The sequence below is a fragment of the Nocardioides sp. genome (genome assembly GCF_036274455.1).
Taxonomy (GTDB): domain Bacteria; phylum Actinomycetota; class Actinomycetes; order Propionibacteriales; family Nocardioidaceae; genus Nocardioides.
This window is the reverse complement of the sequence record NZ_DASUFR010000204.1, coordinates 1-25,442: the sequence shown is the minus strand read 5'-3', so window position 1 is coordinate 25,442 and position 25,442 is coordinate 1. Positions and strand designations below refer to the sequence as shown.

Annotated in this window: 12 protein-coding genes; 3 read left to right on the top strand and 9 right to left on the bottom strand. The window is 69.7% G+C overall.

The genetic code is table 11. The features are described 5' to 3' along the window. The 3 genes from VFV89_RS20020 to VFV89_RS20010 all read right to left on the bottom strand — a co-directional run. The coding region (locus VFV89_RS20020; protein ID WP_329707738.1) for a M12 family metallo-peptidase at positions 1-2,155 on the bottom strand (2,155 nt) is incomplete at its 3' end. Positions 2,156-2,175: 20 nt separating this feature from the next. Continuing rightward, positions 2,176-2,457, bottom strand: coding sequence for a helix-turn-helix transcriptional regulator (locus tag VFV89_RS20015; protein WP_329707737.1), 282 nt, complete (start codon positions 2,455-2,457; stop codon positions 2,176-2,178). 107 nt (positions 2,458-2,564) lie between these two features. After that, complete coding sequence (locus VFV89_RS20010) at positions 2,565-3,044, bottom strand: CinA family protein (RefSeq protein ID WP_329707736.1); 480 nt, start codon at positions 3,042-3,044, stop codon at positions 2,565-2,567. A 23-nt stretch (positions 3,045-3,067) separates the two neighbouring features. On the opposite strand from VFV89_RS20010, the gene VFV89_RS20005 reads away from it, so the two are divergent. Further along, a complete protein-coding gene (locus VFV89_RS20005; protein WP_329707735.1) occupies positions 3,068-4,864 on the top strand; it encodes a glycoside hydrolase family 15 protein in 1,797 nt (598 codons plus the stop codon). A 135-nt stretch (positions 4,865-4,999) separates the two neighbouring features. Here VFV89_RS20005 and VFV89_RS20000 read toward each other — a convergent pair whose 3' ends face one another. From VFV89_RS20000 to VFV89_RS19975, 6 genes are all read right to left on the bottom strand, one after another. Continuing rightward, on the bottom strand, positions 5,000-6,031 hold the full coding sequence (locus VFV89_RS20000) for a hypothetical protein (RefSeq protein ID WP_329707734.1): 1,032 nt from the start codon (positions 6,029-6,031) through the stop codon (positions 5,000-5,002). Positions 6,032-6,225: 194 nt separating this feature from the next. After that, positions 6,226-11,334: an ExeM/NucH family extracellular endonuclease gene (locus VFV89_RS19995; RefSeq protein ID WP_329707733.1), complete on the bottom strand. Its 5,109-nt coding sequence runs from the start codon at positions 11,332-11,334 to the stop codon at positions 6,226-6,228. A gap of 434 nt (positions 11,335-11,768) precedes the next feature. Beyond that, the gene (gene pgsA, locus VFV89_RS19990; protein ID WP_329707732.1) at positions 11,769-12,422 is read right to left on the bottom strand and encodes a CDP-diacylglycerol--glycerol-3-phosphate 3-phosphatidyltransferase; all 654 of its coding nucleotides are present in this window, start codon (positions 12,420-12,422) and stop codon (positions 11,769-11,771) included. Further along, the gene (gene rimO, locus VFV89_RS19985) at positions 12,419-13,765 is read right to left on the bottom strand and encodes a 30S ribosomal protein S12 methylthiotransferase RimO (protein WP_329707739.1); all 1,347 of its coding nucleotides are present in this window, start codon (positions 13,763-13,765) and stop codon (positions 12,419-12,421) included. Before rimO ends, pgsA begins: the two co-directional genes overlap by 4 nt. A gap of 184 nt (positions 13,766-13,949) precedes the next feature. Beyond that, positions 13,950-15,623, bottom strand: coding sequence for a RodZ domain-containing protein (locus VFV89_RS19980; RefSeq protein ID WP_329707731.1), 1,674 nt, complete (start codon positions 15,621-15,623; stop codon positions 13,950-13,952). After that, positions 15,623-18,199, bottom strand: a complete 2,577-nt coding sequence (locus VFV89_RS19975) for a DNA translocase FtsK 4TM domain-containing protein (RefSeq protein ID WP_329707730.1) — start codon at positions 18,197-18,199, stop codon at positions 15,623-15,625. The genes VFV89_RS19980 and VFV89_RS19975 overlap by 1 nt, the downstream gene beginning before the upstream one ends. Positions 18,200-18,666: 467 nt before the next feature. Here VFV89_RS19975 and VFV89_RS19970 point away from each other — a divergent pair, with 467 nt between their 5' ends. Together VFV89_RS19970 and VFV89_RS19965 are read left to right on the top strand one after the other, a co-directional pair. Continuing rightward, a complete protein-coding gene (locus VFV89_RS19970) occupies positions 18,667-21,840 on the top strand; it encodes an Ig-like domain-containing protein (protein WP_329707729.1) in 3,174 nt (1,057 codons plus the stop codon). Between the two features lie 376 nt (positions 21,841-22,216). Beyond that, a complete protein-coding gene (locus VFV89_RS19965) occupies positions 22,217-25,393 on the top strand; it encodes a M4 family metallopeptidase (protein ID WP_329707728.1) in 3,177 nt (1,058 codons plus the stop codon). Positions 25,394-25,442 lie beyond the last annotated feature (49 nt).

Here is a 25,442-nt window from a genome sequence, read left to right as displayed (position 1 = left end):
CGTCCGGCGTGAACTCGTCGCGCGCGGTCAGCCGGAAGTGCATGACCCGGTTGCCGGTGCCCACCCAGGCCGACGTCGGCAGGAACTCCGAGAAACAGTTGAGTGCCGGGTCGGTCACCGGGATCGTGCCGCCCGCCACCGGCGCCGGGCAGGTGCCCGTGGCGGCGTTGGTGTTGCCCGCCAGGATCTGGTCGAGATCGGGGAAGGTCCGGCTGGGGTCGGTCCCGGCCATGTTCTCCCCGGGCGAGTGGTAGGTCACGGTGCCGCCCGACGTCACGTTGGCGTACTTGCCGAACACCCGGAACAACGGGCCGTTGACCTTGTTGTTGCTCACCAGGCTGGTGCCCGCGCCGACCCCGTTGTCGGTCTGCTCCCACTGGTAGGTCAGCACGTCGCCGGCGTTCGCGTCCGTGGCCGCGCCGGTCAGGGTGAACGGCGTCTGCTTCGGGATCGTCTTGTCCGCCGGCACGGTCACCACCGGAGAGACCTCGTCAGGGACGGCGGCCGGGGTGCCGCCGTTGGTGCCCGGACCGCCGTTGTTGATCACGCCGGTGAAGGTCGTGAAGGTCCCGACGGTCGGGCTGATGACGAGCTTGGGCACGTCGCCGGCCGAGGAGGGCCAGGTCACGGTGAAGCCGTTGGTGTTGAAGGCGCCCCCGTCGTAGCCGGTGACCGAGGTCGGGGTCTTCCCTGTGACGGTGTTCACCGCGGCCAGCAGGTCGGCCGCGGTGTAGTTGGCACCGTTGGTGATTGCGGTCGACGTGCTGCAGCCGGAGGTGCAGGAGATCGTGAACGCGTCGGTCCCGTCGTACCCGGACAGGTTGACCACCTGCTGCTCGGCCACGTTCGCCGGCGTGGCGGCCGTGGTCGCCTCGAACTCGTCGATGCTGCGGTGCGAGAAGTAGGGGTCGCTGTGCGGCTGCAGGTCGTCGGAGCCGCAGATGCCGGCGTAGGCCATGATCGTGACGCCGGAGCCCGGCTCCACCGAGGTCGCGCCGTTGCGGTTGCCGCCGCTGCAGTTGACCTGGGTGCCGTTGAAGGTGTGGTTGCCACCCATCTGGTGGCCCATCTCGTGAGCGACGTAGTCGATCGCGTAGACGTCGCCGACCGGCGTCGGGATGCCAGTGCAGCCGCGGGCCTTGCTGGCCCCGCCCACGACACCGAGCCCGGCGATTCCTCCGCCGTTGACGCCCATGCCGATGTGGCCGATGTCGAAGGTGTCGGCGCCTACCAACTGGCCGAGCGCGAAGGTGTTGCGGTTGAGGACGTCGCCGCAGTCGTAGCTGCCGGTGGCCGCCGGGAAGCATGCGTTGGCGCCGCACGGACCGCCAGGCCCGCTCATCTCCGCGGCGGTGAGCAGGTTCAGCTTGGTGTCGGTGCCCGGGATCATCTCGAACCGGTAGGCCACGTCGTCGTTGTAGACCTCGTTGACCCGGTTGACGAGCGTGGCCTTGGCGGCGAAGACGATCGGGTCGTCGGTGGCGTGGTCGGTGACGCCGCCGGTGATCGCGAGCGCGTAGGCGGGGTCGGTGACCAGGGCCAGCCGGTAGACCCGCTGGGTGACCGGCCCGCCCGGGGTGGAGAAGTCGCCGCCGATGGCCTGGGCAGCCTGCTGGGCCACCCCCTTTACCTCGTCCTCGAGGCCGGGCGCGTCACCGGCCGCTGCGCCTGCGAAGCTCAGCACCCGGCTCTCGCCGACCGCGCGGGTCGCGGGCTCGACGTACCAGACGATGCCGTCGGGGCGGCGCACCATCGCGTGGAAGCCGAGCGGCGTGACGTCGAGCCGGATGGTGGTGCCGTTGGCGGCCGAGCCGGCGTAGGTCCGGATGTCGGGGTGGTCCGCCTGTAGGGACGGCGCCATCACCGAGCTCTCCGCGACGGTGAAGTCCGTCATCGTGCCGGCCGGGTCGGGGATGCTCAGCGTCTTGTTGCCGCTACCGGCCAGCTGAGCCCGGATCCCGGCCAGGTCGGCCCGGTAGGCCTTGTAGGCGGTCGGGCGGACCGAGACGTTGGCGGAAGCGGATGGCTTGAAGCCCGAGAGCGGCTGGAACAGCGAGCCGTCAGCGGCGGAGGCCGTCGTCGTGACGACAGAGACCGCGAAAAGTGGCAGGAGAAGAGCAGAGAGAAGCGCGACAATGCGCCGGGTCGACGTCACGCGCGACAACCTAACCCGTGTCAAGCCGCGTTGGCGACAACCTCTTCGGTCGAAGTTGCGGCGAGCGACTCCTCGAGGGCCACGAGGTCGGAGACCTCGCGCAGCACGACGGAGAGCGGCAGGTCGAGGGCCGAGCACAACGAGGCGAGCAGCTCGGAGGACGCTTCCTTCTGGCCCCGCTCGATCTCGGAGATGTAGCCCAGGCTCACCCGGGCCTCGGCGGAGACCTCGCGCAGCGTCATGCCGCGACGCATCCGCTGGGCACGAAGCACGTCGCCGAGCAACCGCCGGAACAGCACCATGCGCGTCTCCTCTCCCCTCGTCCTGACTCGTCCGTGGTGTGCAACGCTACCCGAGCCGTGGTTCTTCCCGCCGCTCATCCCGGCCAGCAGGACCGATCATCAGCCGATCACCGGCCCGAGAGCATGTCCGCGAGCGCCGACAGCGCCGCCTGGCAGGTCCGGTCCTGGATGGCCTCCCGGCCGCCGACCAGCTCCAACGCCAGCGCCCGGGTCTGTCCCGGCCCGACCAGGCCGACGTGCACCGTCCCCGGCGGGTGGCCGTCCTGGCCCTCCGGCCCGGCCACCCCGGTGGTGCCGATCCCCCACGTCGCACCCGTGACCGACGCCGCGCCCCGGGCCATCGCCAGCGCGCACTCGGAGGAGATCACGCCGTACCTCTCCACGAGCTCGGCCGGCACGCCGAGCAGCGACTCCTTGACCGAGGTCGCGTAGGCGACCACGCCGCCCAGGTAGCTCTTCGAGGCGCCCGGTACGCCGGTCAGCAGCGCGGCCAGTCGCCCGCCGGTCAGCGACTCGGCGGTGGCCAGGGTCTGCCCCCGCTCCTGCAGCACGGCATGCACCCGAGCCGCGATCGAGGCTGTCTCCACACCTGAGACCCTATTGTCGAGGTGTGGCGCTGCCGATCGAGGACTACGCACTCATCGGTGACCGGCGTACCGCCGCGCTGGTCGGGAAGAACGGCTCGGTGGACTGGCTGTGCCTGCCCCACTTCGACTCCGCGGCCTGCCTGGCCGGCCTGCTCGGCACCGATGACCACGGCCACTGGCAGTTCGAGCCCGTGGCGAGGTACGACACCACCCGGCGCTACCTGGGTGCCTCCTCGGTCCTGGAGACCACCTTCACCACCGACGACGGGGTGGTGGCTCTCATCGACCTGATGCCGCGCAACGACGGCCGGTCCGACCTGGTCCGCAAGGTCATCGGCGTGCACGGCACGGTGCGGATGCGGCACGAGTGGCGGATCCGGCTCGACTACGGGCTGGTCAAGCCGTGGGTGCGCCGGATGACGATCCAGGGCGATGAGGTGATCACCGCCATCGGTGGACCGGACCAGTTCATCCTGCGTGGTCCGCGCCTGCCGGTCCCCACTGACCACTCCCACAACGACGAGTTCGAGATCTCCGAGGGCGAGGAGCTGATCTTCTCGATGACCTGGTTCCCGTCGTACCAGGTGCCCACCGACCTGCATCTCCTGCCCGGCGAGATCGAGGAGTCGATCGCCGACGACGAGCGGTGGGCCGACCGGGCCACCCGCGACGTCCCCCACCCCGACGTGGTGCGGCGCTCGCTGCTCACGCTCCGGCTGATGACCGACGAGGTCACCGGCGGGATCGTGGCGGCACCTACGACATCGCTACCTGAGGACTTCGGCGGTGAGCGCAACTGGGACTACCGCTACTGCTGGCTGCGCGACGCCGCCCTCACCCTGAACTCGCTGCTCCGGGCCGGCTACACCGAGGAGGCCGACCTGTGGCGCGACTGGCTCCTGCGCACCCTCGCCGGTGACCCCGCGCGGATGCAGGTGCTCTACGGCGTGGACGGCTCGCGCCGGTTGCCCGAGACGACCCTCGACCACCTGCCCGGTTATGCGGGCTCCCGCCCGGTGCGGATCGGCAACGGAGCGGTCGACCAGGTGCAGCACGACGTCCTCGGCGAGGTGATGGACGCGCTCGGGAGGGTGCGACAGAGCGAGGGGCACCCCTACGTGGATGCGATGCCGCTGCAGCGCGCGCTCGTGGAGGACCTGGCCCGGCACTGGCAGGAGCCCGACCACGGGCTCTGGGAGATCCGGGGTGAACGCCGCGCGTTCACCTACTCCCGGGTGATGACCTGGGTCGCCTTCGATCGGGCCGTGCGGGCGATGGAGAAGTACGACCTGAAGGGCCCGCTCGAGAAGTGGCGGAAGCTCCGCGACCAGGTCCGCGACGAGGTCCTGGAGCGCGGCTACGACGCCGAGCGCGGCACCTTCGTCCAGCACTACGAGACCAAGGACGTCGACGCCTCGCTGCTGATGCTGCCGCTGGTGGGCTTCATCGACGGCGACGACCCGCGGATGCTCGGCACCATCGCGGCGATCGAGGAGGACCTCATCCACGAGGGGCTGGTGCTCCGCTACCGCACCGAGAGCGGCGTCGACGGCCTGAGCGGTGACGAGCACCCGTTCCTCGCCTGCTCGTTCTGGCTCGTGGCGGCCTACGCCGCGGCCGGCCGCCTCGACGACGCTCACGCCCTCTTCGATCGCCTGGTGGAGCTGCGCAACGACGTGGGGCTGCTCTCGGAGGAGTACGACCCGGTCCGCAAGCGGATGGTCGGCAACTTCCCCCAGGCCTTCAGCCACCTGGCCCTCGTGCAGGCGGCGTTCCACCTCGCCGACGCCGAGCAGCGCGCGGCCTCCGAGGCTGGCTGAGATTCTGATCGGGGAGTTTCGTCGGCTGGCCGACGAAACTGTGGGATGGAGGCCGTGAGGTCCGTCGGCTGGCCGACGAACCGCTTGGGTGGACGACGAAGCTTCGTCGTCCACCCAAGAGGTTCGTGGCCGATGTCAGCCCGCCCGACGGCTGCCGGCCTTGGCCACGATCTCGCCGATACGCCGGAGCGTGCGCTCGGGCGTAGCGAGATCAGCCCACACCAAACGCAGCATCCACATGCCAGTGAGCTCCTGCAGCAGCTTCTCGCGGTCACGCTCCGCCCGGATCACGTCCTCGAGCTTCTGGCCCGGCTTGAGCAGCCGTCCGTACTTGACCTCGCCGTCGAACTCGATCATCACGCCCTCCTCACGGAGCACGAGATCGACGACGCCGACCAGCCGGCCGGACGGATGAGCCACCTCGAACTGGGGAATGGGCTGGTAGCCCCCGTCCTCGAGAAGCAGACGGCTGCGAGTTTCTCCGACGGACTGGGAGCGGCCATCAGACCGTGCGAATGCCGTCGGGAGGCCGACTGTCATGGGCCACCACCGCATGAAGATTTCGACGTAGAACGCGAGCTCGTCTCGAGTCACGAGTCCCTGGTTGAGCCACCAGTCGAGGACACAGACCGCCGGCACCAGCGGTGCTGCCGCTGCGGTGTCGACGGCTGTCCGAGCCGAGGCCGTCACCCAGAAGTCGTCGTACCTAGTGACATCGCCGACCCGACACTGACCGTGATGATGGGTGACACCGGCCTTCGTGCGATCACCACGACCGAACAGGTTGGTGACGTGCGCCGTCGTGAGGTCGAGGCCCCAGTCCGGCCCTCCGGCCAGCAGATGGTTGCTCACGTGAGAGAGGGCTACCCGGTCGTCGTACTGCATCATCACCGCCCGGCTGACGAGCCGGTGCTGCTCGGCCCGGCTGGCGGCCTTCCAGACGTGGGCGTCCGCGTAGGCGCCCTGGCGCATGCGCACGATCTCGCCGGCCTTGCGCGTTCGCCACAGCCAGTTGTCGTCGTAGCCGAGCTCGATCGCGTGTCGCCGCAGCAGGATGCCGTGCTCGTCGAAAGGGAAGGTCGCCACTGTCCGACGATTCCCCCGGGAACACCGGGCACCCTGGGATCGGGGAATCTGTGGACAAGGCGTCAGGTGCTGGGTCTGCACCAGGTTTCGTCGGTCAACCGACGAACCTCAGTCGCGCGTCGGCCTCGAGCCCACGAACCTTTCGCCTGAACGACGAAGGTCCGTCGTCCAAGCGAGAGTTTCGTCGGCCAGCCGACGAAACTCGCCACCCCAGCGCGACCGAGGGCCGGGAGCGGCGTACGCCGCCCCCGACCCTCGTGGTCGGGTTCCCTCCCCTAGCGGGCGCGGACCTTGAAGGTCAAGGTCTCGCTGCTCGGGAGCAGGGTGGTGCTGCCCGAGTAGTCGATGGTGACCTTCTTCTTGCCCTTCTTGTTGAACTTGCCGAGGTTGACGGTGGCCTTGCCGTTGACCAGGTCCACGGTGATGGCGTCCTCACCCTTGACCGTGATCGTCACCTGGCCGGTCACCGCGACACCGTTCGCACCGGTCACGCTCACCTTCAGCTTGACCTTCTGACCCACCTTCGGCTTGGCCGGCTTGACCTTCCCGGTGGTCGTCGAGGCGACCTTGGTGGGCTGGCCACCACCGCCACCGCTGACCGTGATCGGCACCGTGATCGAGGTGCCGGTGTCGGTGCCCACCAACGTCAACGAGGTCGCACCACCCGGCGTACCGGCCGGCAGCACCACGTCCACCGACGCCTTGCCCACCGTGTCGAACCCTGGGAGCGCGGCCTGCGGCGCGTTGTCCAACGTCGCCGTGCCCAGCGTGGCCGAGCCCAGCTTGACCGTGACCACGCTGTCCTTGACGTCCAGCGCGTTGGTCATCGACCACGACGAGACGTCGAACTTCACGTGGTCACCCGGGGCGTAGCTGGCCGGCGCACCGGCCGGGAACTTCACCCCGACGCCGTTCTGCACGTAGCTCGGCGCCACCTGGCTCGCACCCGACGCGAACTCCGCCATGAAGGCCACCATCGCCTGCAGGTCGGTCTGGCCGGTGTCCTGCTTGTGGGCACCGTTGTTCAGCTCGAAGAAGCTGTCACCGCCGGTGGCCAGGAAGGAGTTCACGGTGACCGAGTACTCCGTCGCCGGGTTGATCGGCGTCCCGTTGAGCCACATGCCCGTGATCCGCGACCCCACCGGCTTGCTGTCATCGAAGGTGTAGGTGAACCCCTTCGAGATGCCCAGCTTCAGGAACGGCCGCGACGCACCCGCAGGCTGCCACTGCTGCTCCAGCACCGTCTTGATCTGCGCACCGGTCAGCCCCATGTTGACCAACGTGTTCGCGAACGGCTGCACCACCGCCGCCTGCTGGTAGGTCAGGTCCCGCGGGAACGCGCCGGAACCCGTCCCGGTCATGTCCTGTCGCAACCCACCCGGGTTCATGAATGCGATCTGCGCCGATCCGGACTCCGGGTTCCGGGTGGCCCACTTCTGGACCTCGGCCACCAGGTTGCCCAGGGTCGACTCGGCACCACGGTTCTCGGTCGTCCCGTCCGCCACCTTGCCTCGGAAGAACGGACCGCCCAGGTTCCCGAGCTTCACCGCACCCAGCACGGCAGCGTTCGCCACGGCGTCCGCCACGATGCTCTCCGTGTCGGGGTCGGCGGGGTAGTTCGGCACGTAGACCGGAGCGGACGTGGTGCAGGTCGCCCCGCAGTCCTGCAGGTTGAGCAGGTGCTGGTCCGACGACTCGATCTGGCCCGTGGCCGTGTCGACGGTGAAGTCGAGCTGGTTGAGAGCCATGCCGTACTGACCGGCCGAGACGACCGGGCGCTGCGTGACCGGACGACCGTCCCAGCCGGGGACCGCGAAGCGGCAGTTGTAGGCCAGGTGCGTGTGCCCGGAGACGATGGCGTCGACGTTGTCGTTGACGCCGGTGATGATCGACCCGAAGTCGGTGTCGGGGCCGAGGTTGCCGATCTGGTTGCAGTTGGTCATCGGCGCGCCCTCGTGCACCAGCATCACCACGATGTCGGCGCCGTTGGCCTTCAGGTTGTCGGCCGCGGTGTTCACCTCGTCGACGATGTCGGTCACCTTGATGTCGGCGATCCCACCCGGCGACACCAGCTCCGGCAGGTGCTCGGTCACCGCACCGACGAACCCGACCTTCACCGAGCCGAAGGACTTGGTCCACGTCCGCGGCAGGGCCGGGTTGTTGCTGGACCGGAAGCGCACGTTCGCACCGAGGTACTGCCAGCCGGCACCACCGTCGGGGTTGGTCGTCGCGTTGTACGGCGCCATCACGCGGTTCACCAGGTCGTTGTAACCCTGGTCGAACTCGTGGTTGCCCACCGACGACACGTCCAGGCCCGCCTCGTTGAGCGCGTCGATCGTCGGCTTGTCGTGCGCGATGAACGACTCGAACGTCGAGGCACCGATCAGGTCACCGGCTGCAGCGAACACCGTGTCCGGGTTCTGCCCGCGGAGCTGCTTCACCGCACCGGACAGCACCGCCGCCCCCGCGGTCGGGCTGCCGGTCTCCCGCTGCAGACGACCGTGGAAGTCGTTGGTGCCGAGGATCTGGATGGTTCGGGTCGACGGTTCGGTGACGTTGAGCCCGACGATCTCCGGGTTGTGGTCGGAGGACCGGAACGGACCGGCGTCGTAGAGGTTCGTGACGTTGTAGTTGAACCGGCTGTACTCGTAGTAGACCGACTCGTACGCGTTGATCGGCCACACGTCGACTCCGGTGACCATCTCGTGCGCCGCCGCGTTCGCCAGGACATGGTCGAGCGAGCCGACGAAGCCGTCGAAGTTGTAGCTCTCCTCGCTCTGGTCGCTGGTCGAGTCGAGGTTGGTGTAGCCACCGTCCTCGAGGACCTGGATCGGGTCCTCCTTCGAGTAGGCGTTGAAGTCGCCGACCAGGAACACCTTGTCGGTGCCCCGCGCCGCCTTGAACGAGTTGGCGAAGGTCAGCAGGCTCTTCGCCTGCAGGACCCGGCGGTCGTTGGCGTTGCCCTGGCCGTTCGGGTCAGGTGTGCCGGAGCCCTTGGACTTGAAGTGGTTGACGATGACCGCGAACGTGTCGCTCGCCGATCCGCCGGCCTGGCGGAAGGCCTGGGCCAGCGGTTCGCGGGCGTCCTCGAACGCACCGCCCGTGCCACTCTCACTGGAGAGGACGACGGACGTCCCGACGGTCTCGACCTTCGCCGGCTTGTAGATGAAGCCGGTCCGGATCACGTCCTGCTGCGCGGTCGGCGGCAAGGTGGCCGGCGACGGCACGAAGGCCCACGTGCCCGCACCCGCGTCGGCGTTGAGCGCGTCGACGAGCGCGGAGATCGCGAAGTCACGCGGCTTGCCGAACTGGACCGAGTTCTCGAGCTCCTCCAGGGAGACGATGTCGGCGTTCGCCGTGTTGATCGCCGCGACGATCTTGTCGCGCTGCCGCTGCAGGTTGGCTGCGTTGGCGGCACCGCGGGGACCGTTCGGGTTGCACGAGTTGACCGTGATCGGGTTGCCCTGCCGGTCGTTGAAGTAGGTGCAGGTGTGGCCCGCGCCGCCCGCGAACTCCTCCCCCGTGGTCGGGAAGAAGTTGAGCACGTTGAACGTCGCCAGCTTGATCTGCCCGCCCACGTTCACCGGTGCGGCGTTGGCCGCCCGGGTCTGCGAGAACTGCGGCTGGCCGGCCGTCGGCGCGCCCACGACCTGGGTGGTCGGCTCGATCCGCCACTGGTTGAAGCCCCAGGTGAGCACGACCGGTCCCGGGAACGTGACCGCGGCGCCCACCCTCGGCACGTAGCTGGACGACATCCACGGGAACGGCTGGCCGGTGGCGCTGGAGTAGTTGGTGCTCGAGCCGTCGTCGAGGATGATCCGGTGCGCGTTGTTGTAGGCGATGCGCTGGTTGACGGCGTTGGTCTTCTGCGCGTCGACGACCTCGGTCGGCGCCACGAGCGGCTTGTTGCGGTCTGCCGCGACGCCGATCTCACCGAAGTTCTGCGAGGAGTTGGTGCCGTCGTTGTACGCGGGGCCGCCGTCGTACACGTCAGTCGCGGTCCACGCCGCGGTGGGCTTGAACAGCTCGCCCTCGACGGGCTCACGGGCATCGTTGAGCGCCGCGGTCGACGGGCAGGCACCGACCGCGCAGTTGGTCTGCGGGATCTGGGTCTTGGGCGTCACCGAGCCCGGGAGGTCGGCGATCGTGCTGACACCGCCGTTGTCGACTACGAGCTCGGTGAGCCCGTTGAACTCCGTGACCGTGCCGGTCACCGAGACCGAGGCACCGATCGTCGGGTAGTTGCTGAAGCCGGCGCCGCCGAAGACGAAGATCGCGTCGGACGCGTTCGCGGTGTCGGGGCCCGGGGTCTGGATGTAGAAACCGTTGAGGCCACCCGTCGGGTAGCTGGCGGTGACCACGCCCTGGGTGCTGACCAGCTCGCCCACCAGCGGCGAGGAGGAGCCCGTGCCCTGGATCTGGGCGATCGGAGTGACGCTGAGCGGGGCGGAGACATGCCAGGTGAAGGTCTTGGAGGCCGTGGCGTGCGTCGGAGCTGCGCTGTCCTCGACAGTCACCTCGACGTTGAAGTCGTCAGCCACGGTCGGCGTGCCGGTGACGGCACCCGCGGCGTCCATGCCGAGACCGGTCGGAAGACCCGTTGCGCTCCAGGTGTACGGCGGCGTGCCACCGCTGGCGTTGGACACGAAGTCGATGTTGACCGGCGTACCGACCGCGGCGTTCTGGTTGCTGATGGTCGCCAGCGAGAGAGGAAGTGAGCTCCCGCCCAGGTTGGTCGGGTCCCCGGTCGCGCTGGTCGCGAAGTCAGCGGAGTTGTCATCGGTGTCACCGGCCGTGCGCTGGATGACGGAGGTGTTGCCGGGCTGGGGAGCACGCGCCGTCTCGTAGCGGTCCGGGGTCGTGCCGTATCCGACGAGATCCTGGATCAACGCGTTCGTCCCCGGCGTGCCGACGATCGAGGGGCCGTCGCCGATCTGGGCGTTGGTCAGCAGGTTGGACGTCGTGGTGTTTGCCAGAATCACCACACCGTTGGTCCCCGACATGTTCATGCTGGTGTTGGCCGCGTCCGGAGTCGGGATGGCCGTGCCGGTCGCACTCGAGGCGCCCCCGACGAGGTAGTAGCCGCCCGCCGGGAGTGACCCGGTCAGGTTCACGCCCGAACTCGCACCGGTGCCACTGGTCGCCGCGCGGTATTGCACCGACATCCCTGTCAGGTCGACGGGGCCGGCGCCGATGTTGTGCAGCTCGACGTAGTCCTGGTTGTACAGGTTGCCGTTGGCGCCGAACACCTCGCTGATCACGACGGTGCCGCTGACGGCCTGCGCCTGTGGGGCGAGGAGGAGCTGGAAACCGCTGACGGCCAGGACGGCCGAGACGAGGGCGGCGAGGCGGACGCGGCGGCGCGGCGGCCGGGGTGCTGGCATGAAGGGTCTCCGATGGTGGTGAGAGACGACTTCATCGAGGCGGGGAAGGGTCTCGAACGAGTCGACAGGTGTGCAGTAACGGTTCCGGGGCGCCGGAACCGTACGTGTTGTTCCCGACCCCGAGGCCGGACAGTGGATGAACTCTCGGTGACGATCGGCGGCAGGTCAAGTACATGCGAGCGACAGGTCTGAACGTGGTCAGAAATGACTACGACGTACCACCCACGGCACACCCCAGAGGGTGGAGCCCACGAGACGCAGGCGAGATGAGAGAGAGCCGGAGCGGCGTCGCGTGCCACTCCGGCTCTCGGCCTCTGGCGCTCAGCCGAGCTGGGCGAGCAGGTCGATGTGGTCAGGTCGACGGGCCCGAGTCCGTGTGGTGGCTGCACTCTCTGCGACACGGGCAGCGCCGTCAAGACCTTGCCCTGGTCACGTCACCCGGACTGGGGACCGGCCGGGCCTTCCGCGGGCGCGCCGCGGAGCAGGTGGCGCTGCCGCCACACGCCGAGGAAGAACTGCACGCCCGAGATGATCGTGAGCGCGACGGCGACGGCGACGAGGGCCATGGCGATCCACCACAGGATCTCCGCCGGGACCTGCATCCACTCCGGCAGGTCGGAGTCCATGAGCGGCAGGACCAGGCCGCTGAGACCGACCGCCTGGAAGGTGGTCTTGACCTTCCCGAGCTGGTCGGCGGCGATCACCACCTTCTTCAAGACCGAGAGGCGCAGGAGCGTGACGCTCCACTCGCGCAGCTCCACGATGATCGTGACCGCCCACCACCACGGGTTGTCGTAGATGATCGCCAGGCCGATGAACGCCATCCCCGTCATCGCCTTGTCCGCGATCGGGTCGGCGATCTTGCCGAAGTCGGTGATCAGCCCGCGCTTGCGCGCGATGTCGCCGTCGATCTTGTCGGTGACCATCGCGCCGACGAAGATCGCGAACGCCGTGAGGCGCCAGCCGATCGACGTACCACCATCCATCAGCAGCGCGATCGCGAAGAACGGAACCAACGCGATCCGCAGGCTGGTCAGGACGTTGGGCAGGTTGAGGTTGCTCGGCCTGGCCGCCACGTCGTCGTTCACTGCCGCGCCGCCACGAGGTCGACTCCTTCGGACCCGACGACCTTGGCCCGCACGAGCTCACCGAGCTCGGCGGGCCGGAGGAGTGACGTGGTCCCGTCGACCTCCGGGCCTTGGTGGGCCGCGCGCCCGATCGTCTCGCCCTCCGCGATCTCCTCGACCAGCACCACGACATCTTCGCCGACCCGCTCCTCGGCCCGCTGGGCGGTGAGCTGCTCGACCAGGTCGGCCACGTGCGAGGTCCGGGCGCGGACCTCGTCGTCGTCGAGCTTGTCGTCGTAGGTCGCGGCCTCGGTGCCGTCCTCGTCGGAGTAGCCGAACACGCCGACCACGTCGAGCCGGGCCGCGACCAGGAAGTCGCACAGCGCTTCGAGGTCCTGCTCGGTCTCGCCGGGGAAGCCGACGATGACGTTGGAGCGGACCCCGGCCGCAGGGGCGAGCGCACGCACCCGCTCGAGCAGCCCCAGGAAGCTGTCGGGGTCGCCGAACCTGCGCATCCGGCGGAGCACCGCGTTGCTGGCGTGCTGGAAGGAGAGGTCGAAGTACGCCGCGACGCCGGGTGTGGTCGCGATCGCTTCGAGCAGCCCGGGCCGGAGCTCCGCCGGCTGCAGGTAGGAGACCCGGACCCGTTCGATGCCGTCGACCGCGGCCAGCTCGGGAAGCAGCGACTCGAGCAGCCTCAGGTCGCCGAGGTCCTTGCCGTACGACGTGGAGTTCTCGCTGACGAGGAAGAGCTCCCTGACCCCGTCGGCGGCCAGCCACCTGGCCTCCTCGAGGACGTCGGTGGGCCGACGGCTGACGAACGAGCCACGGAACGTCGGGATCGCGCAGAACGTGCAGCGCCGGTCGCAGCCCGAGGCCAGCTTGAGCGGGGCCATCGGCCCGGTCGTCAGCCGGGACCGGGGGGCGGCCGGCGCGGCCTCGCGGTCGACCGGGCTGATCGGCAGCAGCCGGCGCCGGTCCTGCGGCGTGTGCGGGTGCAGGATCTCCCCCGCCACGATCGAGCGCAGCCGCGCGGAGATGTCGGGGTAGTCGTCGAAGCCGAGCACCGCGTCGGCCTCCGGCAGCGACTCGGCCAGCTCCGCGCCGTACCGCTCGGCCAGGCAGCCGACCGCGACCACCGACGTCGGCCCGTGGTCGGTGCCCTTGAGGTCGGCGGCCTCGAGCAGCGCGTCGACGCTGTCCTTCTTGGCCTGCTCGACGAAGCCGCAGGTGTTGACCAGCACGGTGTCCGCGGCCGACGGGTCGTCGACCAGTCGGAACCCGTCCGCCGCCAGCCGTCCGGCCAGCTCCTCGGAGTCAACCTCGTTGCGCGCGCAGCCGAGCGTCACGAGTGCGACGGACAGCGGCTGGCTCACCCGCCCATACTGTCGACCCGATGGTGAGCGCGCGAATCCCCCCTCCCCCGTTGAATCCGGACTTCCGCCGGTCGAGTCGGGACTTCCGCCGGTCGGGGCGCGCCCTGACTCGACCGGCGGAAGTGCGGAATCAACCGGCGGAACGGCGGAATCAACCGGCGGAAGTCCCGAATCAACGAGCCGTGTAGACGTCCTGCGCCGGCTGGCCGGTCCGCCCGACCGCGCCGTGGCTCTTGCCGTCAACGGTCACCTCGAGCGAGCCGTCGGTGGTCTGGATCCGGACCGGCGGGGAGACCTGGAGGGTCCGGCTCTGGCCGAAGGCGAGCGAGCCGGTGAACACGACCTTCCCGGTGCCGTCGCGGACCACGACGTGCGCGCCGCCGCCGGCGGCGGTGAGGACGACCGGGACCTTCGCCGCGTCCACGCTGGTGCTGCCGCTGGTCAGCCCGGCCGACCCGTCAGCCAGGCTCGGCGAGGCCGGCGACACCGTCGACGGGTTGTCCATGACGAGCCGGGCCACCGACCACGCCAGCACGACGGTCATCACCGCGGCGACGATCACCGACCAGTTCGGGCCACCGCGGACGCCCCTGATCGCGCCGTGCCGTCCGGTGGCCAGCTCGGCCTCGAAGACCCGGCGCGGGTCGATGGGCGCGTCGGCGTACTTGTCGTCGTAGGCCTTGAGCAGCGGCGCGACGTCGATCCCGAGCACCCGCGCCAGGGTGCGGAGGTGGCCGCGGGCGTAGAAGTCGCCACCGCACGGCGCGAAGTCGTCGATCTCGATCGCCTCGATGACGTGCGGCCGGATGCGGGTGCGCTCGGCCAGCTGGTCGATCGAGAGCCAGAGCCGCTCGCGGGCCGCCTTCAGCTCGGGCCCGATCACCGGCTCGACCGCCTCGAGCGCGGCGAGGTCGTCGATGACGAACGTCGAGGTCGCGTGCGGGATCGCCGGCAGCTCCACCGACTGCGTGGCCTCCGGTTCCCAGTCGCGGTCGCGGGACACCTCGGCGCGGACCGCCGGGCGTACGTCGCGCAGCGGGCTGGGCGTCGGGCTGGCCACGACCACGGCGGCAGGTGCCACGACCTCGGGCGTCGGGTCCGGCTCGCCGCCGTCGTTGGCGTCGGCCTCGACCAGCTCGGCCGAGTGCGCCTCGTCCTCGTCCGAGGATTCCGGCTCGGGGGCGCCCGGCACGACCTCGACGACCTCGCAGCGGCCCGCAGCCAGCCGCACGAGTGCTCCGCCCAGGTCGCCGTCGGCACCCACCACCCGCGTGGTGAGTCCGAGCGGCAGCGCGAACGGCGCGCCGAACATCCGGTCGGTCACCCGTGCGTGCCGCCGTCCGGCCCGGCCCAGCATCGCCAGCTCGCCGTCCAGGTTGCGCGGGAACAGCACCAGCCTGCCGTCGCGGACCAGGCGACGGCGCGGCGCGTACTCGATCTCCTCGAGGTCGTCCCACGCCATCCCCCGCCAGGTGCGGCCGAGCCGGATCCGGACGCCGTGTGAGTCCGCGACCAGCAGCGGCATCCGGGAGTCGAGGAAGGAGAAGACGTGGGCCCAGGTGAGCGCGGTCAGCCCGACGCACAGGATCCAGTCGACGACATGGCCGAACTCGGTGACCGCGCGGGCGAAGTAGGCCGCCGCGAGCACGGCGCTGACCGCGGCCAGCACCACCGACACCCGGCCGTTGCGCCGGATGACGACCTCGTCGGCCTCGGGTTCGTCAGGACCCCTCGTCGAGCGCGGTCCGTCCGCCACCTCTGGAACAGCCGGCCGCTCGGCGGTGTCGACGAGGCCGGAGAGGTCCCCGGTGAGGTCCTCGGTGTCGGAGCCCAGCAGATCGGTCATCACAGCTCCCCTTGCAGCGTCGCGATCACGGCGTCGAGCTCGTCAGGCTTGACGAGCACATCGCGGGCCTTCGAGCCCTCGCTCGGACCCACCACTCCCCGGCTCTCGAGGATGTCCATCAGCCGGCCGGCCTTGGCGAAGCCGACCCGCAGCTTGCGCTGCAGCATCGACGTCGAACCGAACTGCGTGGACACGACCAGCTCGACCGCCTGGATGACCAGCTCGAGGTCGTCGCCGATGTCGTCGTCCAGCTCGCGCTTGCTCGATGCGGCCGCGGTGACGTCGTCGCGGTAGACCGGTCCGAGCTGGGTCTTGCAGTGCTTCACCACGGCGTGGATCTCGGCCTCGGTCACCCAGGAGCCCTGGACCCGGACGGGCTTCGAGGCGCCCATGGGCAGGAACAGCCCGTCGCCCTGGCCGACCAGCTTCTCCGCTCCGGGCTGGTCGAGGATGACCCGGCTGTCGGCCAGCGAGGAGGTCGAGAACGCCAGCCGCGACGGCACGTTGGCCTTGATCAGCCCTGTCACCACGTCGACGCTCGGGCGCTGGGTCGCCAGCACGAGGTGGATGCCCGCCGCGCGAGCGAGCTGGGTGATGCGCACCACGGCGTCCTCGACGTCGCGCGGGGCGACCATCATCAGGTCGGCGAGCTCGTCGACGATGACCAGCAGGTAGGGGTACGGCGCGAGCTCGCGCTCGCTGCCCGCCGGCACCTGCACCTTGCCCGCGCGGACGGCCTTGTTGAAGTCGTCGATGTGGCGGAAGCCGAAGTTGGCCAGGTCGTCGTAGCGCATGTCCATCTCGCGCACGACCCAGGCCAGCGCCTCGGCGGCCTTCTTGGGGTTGGTGATGATCGGGGTGATCAGGTGCGGGACGCCCTCGTAGGCGTTCAGCTCGACCCGCTTGGGGTCGACCATGACCATCCGCACCTCGTCGGGCGTGGCCCGCATCAGGATGGAGGTGATCATCGAGTTGATGAAGCTCGACTTGCCGGAGCCGGTGGCGCCGGCCACCAGGAGGTGCGGCATCTTCGCGAGGTTGGCGACCACGAAGCCGCCCTCCACGTCCTTGCCCAGGCCGCAGACCATCGGGTGGTGGTCCCCGCGGGCGGTGCCCGACCGGAGCACGTCGCCCAGCGAGACGATCTCCTTGTCCACGTTGGGGATCTCGATGCCGATCGCCGACTTGCCGGGGATGGGGCTGAGGATCCGGACGTCGGCGGAGGCGACGGCGTAGGCGATGTTCTTGGAGAGCGCCGTGACCTTCTCGACCTTGACGGCCTGGCCGAGCTCGACCTCGTAGCGGGTCACCGTCGGGCCGCGCGTGTAGCCGGTGACCTGGGCGTCGATCCCGAACTCGTCGAGGACCGTCGTCAGACGTCCGACCACCTCGTCGCTGGCCTTGGAGCGGGCCTTGTGCGGTGACCCGGGCTTGAGCATGTCGTTGCGCGGCAGGTGGTAGACGACGTCGCCGGAGAACGACAGCTGCTCGACGCGCTCGGGCAGCGGCGTGTGCGGCGGCGGCTCGAGGTCGGAGGTCGGCGCCTCCTCGACGACCACGGGGATCCCCTCCGGCTGGGTCGCCTCGGGGTCGTCCTCGCGCTTGCGGCGCCGGCGTGGGCGCTCGCGGTCCTCGAGGACGGGAGTGTCGTAGGCGGGATCGCCCAGCGTCGGGTCGATCTCGCCGGTGGCGTCGAGGTCGGTACGCCGGCCGCGGCGCGTCGGCCGCGGCGAGGCATCGCTGCCCTCGTCCGGCTGCTGGCGACCGAGGGCCCGGTCGCGAGCCGCAGCCAGCCGCGCGGGCACCTTGTAGAGAGGTGTGCCCGTGATGACGAGGACGCCGAAGAACGCGAGGAGGAGCAGCACCGGCACGACGACGTAGGGGCTGCGGAGGAGGTCGAGGAGGAGCGAGGTGACGACGTAGCCGATCGCACCGCCTCCCTCACGCAGCGGGCCGGAGTCGCCGGAGACAGGCTGCGGGTTGCCCTCGGCGATGTGGACGATGCCGAGCAGGCCGAGGCCGAGCGCGGCCCAGCCCACGACCTGGCGCCCGGCGGGGCCGTTGTGGAGCGGGTCGCGCAGGTTGCGCCAGCCCACGACGACGATCATCAGCGGCACCAGCCAGCCGACCTTGCCGACGCAGCCGGTGACCGCGACCCGGACCCAGCCCATGAGCGGCCCGTCGAGCTGGAACCAGACCGCTGCCGCGGCAACCACGGCCAGGGCGAACATGAGGAGCCCGACCCCGTCGCGGCGGTGTTCGGGCTCGAGGTCGCGCGCGCCGTGGCCGATCCCGCGGGCGAGGGCGCCGATGCCGTGGGCGACCGCCAGCCAGACGGCGGCCAGGCCCTTGAAGACCGTGTCGAAGAAGGTGGCGATCGGCCCGCGGCCGGTGCGCACCGCGCGCGGCGCCGGGCGCCGGTTGCGGCTCGCGCTCTTGCCGCGGGCACGCTTGCGCGTGGGCTTGCGCTTCTTGCTGGACGCGGTCCGGCTGCGCTGCCGGGTACTGCGGGCTCGAGTGTCAGAAGCCGTGCTCCTGCTACGCGAGCCCGCCGGGGAAGACGTACGGGTCGCCACCTCACCAACCCTATGCAATCGTCACTCCAGTCACACGCACCACATGAATGCGTGTCGCTTCCTCCAGGTGGGTGAGAACGCTTGCAGGTTGCTGGCAGGTTAGTTGACTTCGGCAACCTCCATGCCCGATTCTGTCTCCACGCCGTAGCGACGACGGCGCAACAGGGGGCCCGGCACTGCCGGGCCCCCTGGTTCTCTTCGTCGGCCCTTCGTCGGCCGCGCAGCCGCCTGTCGGCACCATCACCGGGGGCGGCATCCCGACTGAGCTGGTGCTCACGCATCGCTGATCGAAGCCGTGAGGGGCTCGACCGAACGGTCTGGCCCCTTGTCACCATCGTGACGGCCGGCGCAGGGCCGACACGACTTCCTGCCCACAACCTGCCATCACCTTCCGCCGGTGTTGGACGCGGCCCTACTGTCCGATTGTTCTCGTCAACGACGACGGGACATTCCACTCGGGAGACAGCATGGGCAAGAAGCCTCGCGTTCTCGTCAGTGTCGTCGCATCGGTCGTGCTGATCGCTGCTGCACTCGGCATCGTCCTCTCGAGAGGAGGGGGATCCGACAGCAAGGAGAGGGAGCGAGAAGCGGAGGCGCGGGGTGCCAGCCACGAGATGCGCGAGGCGCTGGAGAAGCACTCGTCGCTGAGGAAGGAGCGGGCGATGCCGCTCGCCTTCACCTCCGAGAAGCTGGCCCAGGCCAGTGGCGACCCGGAGGCGACCGGCGAGATCCGGAACGGGCCCAACCAGGAGTCCTATGACGAGCGGGCCTACCCCCGCAAGGTCATCGAGCCGGCACAGCAACGGCGCTCCGCGAGCGCGGCTGACCGGATCGCCCGCCGCGCGCAGACGAACGCAGGTCGCGACGTGCTGGCCGAGACCATCGACTCCGATGCGGCCGCGCCGTCGACGTGGACGGCCGTCGGGCCCAACGGCGGCCTGGTCGCCGCCGAGGCGACCTACACGGGGAAGCCGGCACACGTCTCCGGGCGTACGACGGCGCTGGCCACGACGGGCGCCTGCACCCCGGCCTCGTGCACGCTGTACGCCGGCACGGCCGGCGGCGGGCTGTGGAAGTCGAGCAACGCCCTGGCGGCGACGCCGACTTGGACCTCGGTCGGCACCAACCTGCCCTCCAACGCGATCGGCTCGATCACCATCGGCGCAGACGGCAGTGTCTGGGTCGGGACCGGCGAGCCCAACGGGTCCTCGGACTCCGAGGCCGGGCTCGGACTCTTCAAGTCCACCGACGGTGGAGTGTCCTTCACCAAGGTCAACACCCAGGTCCTGGCCGGCGACTTCACGATCAACCGCTCGGTCGGCGCCGTCGCGATCGACCCCAACAACCCCCAGCACATCCTCGTCGGCACCGCTGTCGCCCGCCACGGCTCCTCTTCGGTCAACGGCGGCCGGTTCACTCCTCCGGGAGCACCGCAGCTCGGGCTGTACGAGACCACCAACGGCGGCGGCTCCTGGACCCTCGCGCTGAGCGAGATGGCTGACTCGGGAGACCCGACGTCGCCCACCGGTGGCGACTTCTTCCGCGCCGGCATCTCCAAGATCGAGTTCGACCCGACCCACGCCGGCGTGGCCTACGCCTCCATGTTCGACTACGGCCTCTACCGCGCCACGTCGGCCGGTGGTGCGTGGACCCGCATCTACTCGATCCACAACCCCGGCGCGGTCGCGACCAGCTCCACCAACCGCGTCGAGTTCGCGACCGCCTCCCTGCCGGGCGGCGCCACCCGGATCTACCTCGGTGACGCGACGGAGTTCGGCGACGCCGTCTCCGGTCTGCTGCGCACCGACGACGCAACCGCGGCCACGCCGTCGTGGACCGCGTTGTCCAGCGCGACCAAGGGAACGCCGGGCTACGGCTCCTACAACTTCTGCCAGGGCCAGTGCTCCTACGACATGGTCGTCACGAGCCCGCCGGGCCTCCCCGACGAGGTGTTCCTGTCGGGCTCGATGAACTACGACGAGCTCGAGGTCTTCGGCGGCCCGGGCAGCTCCAACGGGCGCGCCGTGGTCCGGTCGGCCGACGCCGGAGCCCACTTCACCGACATGACCAACGACGTGGACGACAACGGCCTGCACCCGGACCACCACGCGCTGGTCTTCGTCGACACGGGGGGCGCGGAGACGTTCTTCACCGCCTCGGACGGCGGCGTGGTCCGTGAGAACGGACCGTACGTCGACCGCAGCGCGGACTGCGACTCGCGTCCCGACCTCGCGGGTCCGGACCTCGCCGACTGCCAGCAGTTCCTCTCCGCCATCCCGACCAACAACGACGACAGGACCAACGTGGGCCTGCAGACCCTGCAGTACCAGTCGGTCAGCATCGGCAGCAACAGCGCTGTGCAGGGAGGCACCCAGGACAACGGCACCTGGGAGAGCGACCAGGCCGGCTTCTCCGAGACCGTCGGTGGCGACGGCGGCCAGTCCGGCTTCGACCACGCCAACCCGGCGATCCGCTTCCACTCCTACTTCAACCCCCAGCACGACGTGAGCTTCGACAACGGCTCACCGACCAGCTGGGACTGGATCAGCGACCCGTTCAACGAGGCCTCGTCGTTCTACACGCCCCTGACCGTCGACCCGGTCACGTCCGGCACGGTCTTCAACGGGCTGCGGCACATCTGGCGCACGACCGACAACGGTGGTCCGCAGGCCTACCTGGACGAGCACTGCAACGAGCTCACCGGCGACTTCAGCGTGCAGTGCGGCGACTGGGTCACCCTGGGCGGCGCAGCAGGTGACCTCTCGGGCGGCAACGCGGCCAACTACGTCGTCGCGGTCGAGCGGGCACCCAGCAACGCCTCCACCCTGTGGGCGGGCACCCGACTGGGCCGCATCTACGTCTCGCCCAACGCCAACGCGGCGTCGGCGGATGCGGTGACGTACACGCGGCTGGACCAGAGCGCCGGTCTGCCGCAGCGGTTCCCGTCCAGCATCGCGATCGACCCGGCCAACCCGAACCACGCCTACATCTCCTACTCGGGCTACTCGGCGTACTCCCCCGGCGGACATGTCTACGACGTGACCTTCAACCCGGGCACCGGCACCGCGACCGCCACCGACCTGAGCGCCAACCTGGGCGACCAGCCGATCACCGACGTCGTCTACGTGCCGGCGACCAAGTCGCTGTTCGCGTCGACCGACTACGGCGTGGTGACCCGGTCGACCACCGGCAGCGGAGGCTGGGTCGGGACCCAGGGGTTGCCGGTCGTGGCGGTCTACGGGCTGACCTACGACGCCGCCGGGCAGACGCTCTACGCCGCCACCCATGGCAGGTCGGTCTGGAAGCTCAGCGTGACCCCGGCACCGCCGAGCGCCACCACGGTCACCGCCTCGGCTCCCAAGAAGGTCAAGTCCAAGAAGCCGTTCAACGTCTCGGCGACGGTCGCCTCGTCCGGCGGGACCCCGACCGGCACCGTGCAGGTCTTCGACGGCTCCAAGCTGATCGGGACCGGCACCCTCGCGGGCGGCACGGTGACGATCCGCATCGCCAAGGGGCTGAAGAAGAAGGGTGTCCACACCCTGACGGTGAAGTACCTCGGGACGGCGGACTTCTCGGCGAGCCAGACCACCGTCAAGGTGAAGGTGACGAAGAAGAAGAAGCACCACCATCACCATCGCTGAGGCCTGACCCGCCCCAGCCGTCCGGCCCCGTCCGTCGAGGACAGTCCCCCGAGGACGGGGCCGGAGCGTGCGCCACGATCGCCCACGGCCCGCTACGGTGGCCCGGGGTTCCCTGGAACTGCCCTGCCGCCGCCCTGCCTCCGCCCTGCCCCTGCCCTGCCCCCGGGCTGCTCCCGGGCTGCTCCTGGGCTGCTCCTGGGCTGCCCTTGATCTGCAACAAGGATGCATGGGCATCCGAACTTCTCATGCGCAAAGCATTTACGAGAGGTCCTCGGGCTACCTAGGGTGCGGCCCAGGGTGGGCTCGGTCGCCCCCGATTTCCTCGGGGATCCGGCTCGCCTTCTGGCCAAATTTTCCTTCCGGAGGCGAAGAAGTCGTGAAATTCCTCAAGCAAGGCCTCAGCCTTGCGTTGCTCGGCGCGGGGCTCGCCGTGGTCCCCGCCGTCGTCAGCCAGGCGTCCGCCAGTCCGGCGCCTGCGTCGGCGGCGCCCGACCAGGCGCTGGTCAAGCAGCTGCGCGACGACGCGCAGGGGTCGGTCAGCATCCACAACAACGCCGCCACAGGTGCCGCGAGCTTCGTGCGCGCCAGCGGCCAGGACGCCGACCTGCTGCCCGACGTGGCCGGTGACAGTGCCGCCCGGGCGGCGGCCAAGGCCGACGCTTTCATGAAGTCCTACTCCGCACTGCTGGGCGCCGCGCAGGGTCAGCTGGCCCGCGAGCGGGTGGCCGCGAGCGACCTGGGCTGGACGGTGACCTACACCCAGTCCTACAAGGGCGTGCCGGTCTTCGGCAGCGCGGTGCGCGCCAACCTCGACAAGGACGGCGACCTGACCGCGGTCAACGGCTTCGCAGCACCCGACATCGATGTCACGACCGAGCCGACGTTCACCGCCGCACAGATCGGCAGCCGCGCCGTCGCCTTCGTCAAGGCCGAGCCACCCACCAACCTCGACACCGACAAGCCGTCGACCACCGCCGGCCTGAAGGCGACCCACACCGAGCTGGTCGTCTACCGGACCGGGTTCGTGAAGGGCGAGGCCGGACGCAACGTGCTGGCCTACTACACCGAGGTCACCAACGGTGCGATCCGCGACGCTCTCGTCTACGACGCGACCACGGGCAAGATCCTCAACCGCTGGTCGATGGACAGCGACGCCCTCGACCGCGAGCTGCGGGAGGCATCCGGCACCGCGCAGAACCCCACCTTCGAGACCGTCTGGGTCGAGGGTGACGACTTCCCGGGCGACCTCAACGTGGACCAGCAGAACCTCGTGAACTCCTCCGGTGAGTCCTACTGGTTCTTCGAGAACACCTTCGACCGCGACTCCTACGACGGTGCAGGCGCCAAGCGCATCACCGTCAACAACGACCCGCGGATCGCCTGTCCCAACGCCAACTGGAACGGCATCACCACCAACTACTGCGACGGCGTCACCTCCGACGACGTCGTGGCGCACGAGTGGGGCCACGCCTACACCCAGTTCACCAGCGGGCTGATCTACCAGTACCAGTCCGGAGCACTCAACGAGTCCTACTCCGATGTGTGGGGCGAGACCCTCGACCTGGTCAACGGCCGTGAGGACGAGGGCGAGACCTTCGACGCCAAGCGCCCCGACGGCGAGTGCGAGCCGACCGCGCCGCCGAAGCTGCTGATGTCGATCACCGCTCCCGCGAGCGTGGCCGGCCCGTGCACGCCCGTGGCGGCCGGCTTCAGCGAGCCGTTCACGACCACCCCGGTCGACGCCACCGTGGTCTCGGCCCTCGACGAGGCCAACGCCACCGGCCCGACGGTCAACGACGGCTGCACGGCCTACACCAACGCAGCCGCGGTGGGCGGCAACTGGGCCTACGTCGACCGCGGGACCTGCACCTTCCAGGCCAAGGTCGACAACGCGGTCGCCGCCGGCGCCACCGGCATCGTGATCGGCAACAACGTGGCCGGTCTCCCGCCGAACCCGGCCGGCACCGCCCCCGACGGGTTCTACGGCGTGACCGTGACCCAGGCCGACGGCACCCGGTTCAAGACCGCCGGGACCGCCGAGATCACCGTCCAGGCCGAGGACATCACCGACCGCACCGACAGCACCCGCTGGCTGATGGGTGAGAAGTCCGAGGCGTTCGGCGGCGCGATCCGCGACATGTGGACGCCGACCTGCTACGGCAACCCCGGCAAGGTGACGGACGCGGAGTACAACTGCGACCCGAACCTCACCGACGGTGGCGGCGTGCACAGCAACTCGGGCGTGCCCAACCACGCCTACGCGCTGTCTGTCGACGGTGGCACCTACAACGAGCAGACGATCACGGGCATGGGCCTCGACAGGGCTGCCGCCATCTGGTGGCGCGCCCAGACGGCGTACCTGTTCCCCTCGGCCAACTTCGGTGAGTTCGCCGACGCCCTGCAGGCCTCGTGCACCGACCTGGTCGGCCAGCCGATCCGGCAGCTGACGACCGAGCCGAACGCGACGCCGGACGCGGGCGACCCGATCACCGCTGCCAACTGCACCGACCTCGGCAAGGTGATCGAGGCCGTGGAGCTGCGGACGCCGGTGACGGCGTGTGGCTACAAGGAGCTGCTCGACAAGAACACGCCCGCGCTGTGCGGTCCCGGGTTCACCGCCCAGACGATCTACAAGGAGGACTTCGAGGACGGCCTCGCCGGCTGGACTCCCTCCTTCGAGGTCACCGCGGGCACCGGCATCCACGCTGCGTGGGAGGCAAGCACCGAAGCACCGGGCAGCCACGCCGGCGGCGTGGCCTACGGGCCGGCGCCTGACCAGGGCACGTGCGAGGAGGGTCCGAACGACTTCTCCAGCCGGGACTCGATCACCTCGCCGGTGATCAACATCCCGACCGGGTCCCTGCCTGGGCTCCGGCTGTCGTTCGACCACTACGTGGCCACCGAGGCCACCGTCGACGGCGGCAACGTGAAGGTCAGCGTCAACGGCGGTTCGTTCGCGGCGATCAACCCGGCGGCGTACACCTTCAACAAGCCGGGCCGGCTGCTGTCGGCTGCCGCGGGCAACACCAACCCGATGGCCGGCCAGGACGCCTTCTCGGGCACCGACGGTGGCCAGAGCCGTGGCTCGTGGGGCACCTCGCAGGTCGACCTGTCGCTGGCCGGCATCCAGCCGGGCTCGACGGTGCAGTTCCGCCTCGACGTCGGTCGCGACGGCTGCGGCGGCAACGACGGCTGGTACGTCGACAACCTGCAGATCACCTACTGCAAGTCGGCCGCCACGCCTCCGGCGAGCTCCACCGTCAAGGCGGCCGCCAAGCCGAAGCAGATCATCAAGGGCCACGCGTTCAAGGCGAAGGTCACCGTGACCTCCGCCGCGGGCGCACCGGCCGGCACCGTGGAGATCTACAAGGGCACCAAGCTGCTCGGTACCGGGACCTTGCAGTCCAACGGCAAGGTCGTGGTGAAGATCTCCAAGAAGCAGGCCAAGAAGCTCAAGATCGGCAAGAACACGCTGACCGCGAAGTACCTCGGTTCAGCGACCGTGAGTGCCGGTCAGGACGACTTCGTGGTCAAGGTCAAGAAGAAGAAGTAGCACCGCCGAGTCCGTGACTCGGTGAAACGGCCGGCCCCGTCCCGCGTGG

Excerpts from the sequence above, each read along its gene's own strand:
- VFV89_RS20015 (WP_329707737.1), bottom strand. The coding sequence starts at position 2,457 with ATGGTGCTGTTCCGGCGGTTGCTCGGCGACGTGCTTCGTGCCCAGCGG.
- VFV89_RS19995 (WP_329707733.1), bottom strand. The coding sequence starts at position 11,334 with ATGCCAGCACCCCGGCCGCCGCGCCGCCGCGTCCGCCTCGCCGCCCTC.
- VFV89_RS19980 (WP_329707731.1), bottom strand. The coding sequence starts at position 15,623 with ATGACCGATCTGCTGGGCTCCGACACCGAGGACCTCACCGGGGACCTC.
- VFV89_RS19970 (WP_329707729.1), top strand. The coding sequence starts at position 18,667 with ATGGGCAAGAAGCCTCGCGTTCTCGTCAGTGTCGTCGCATCGGTCGTG.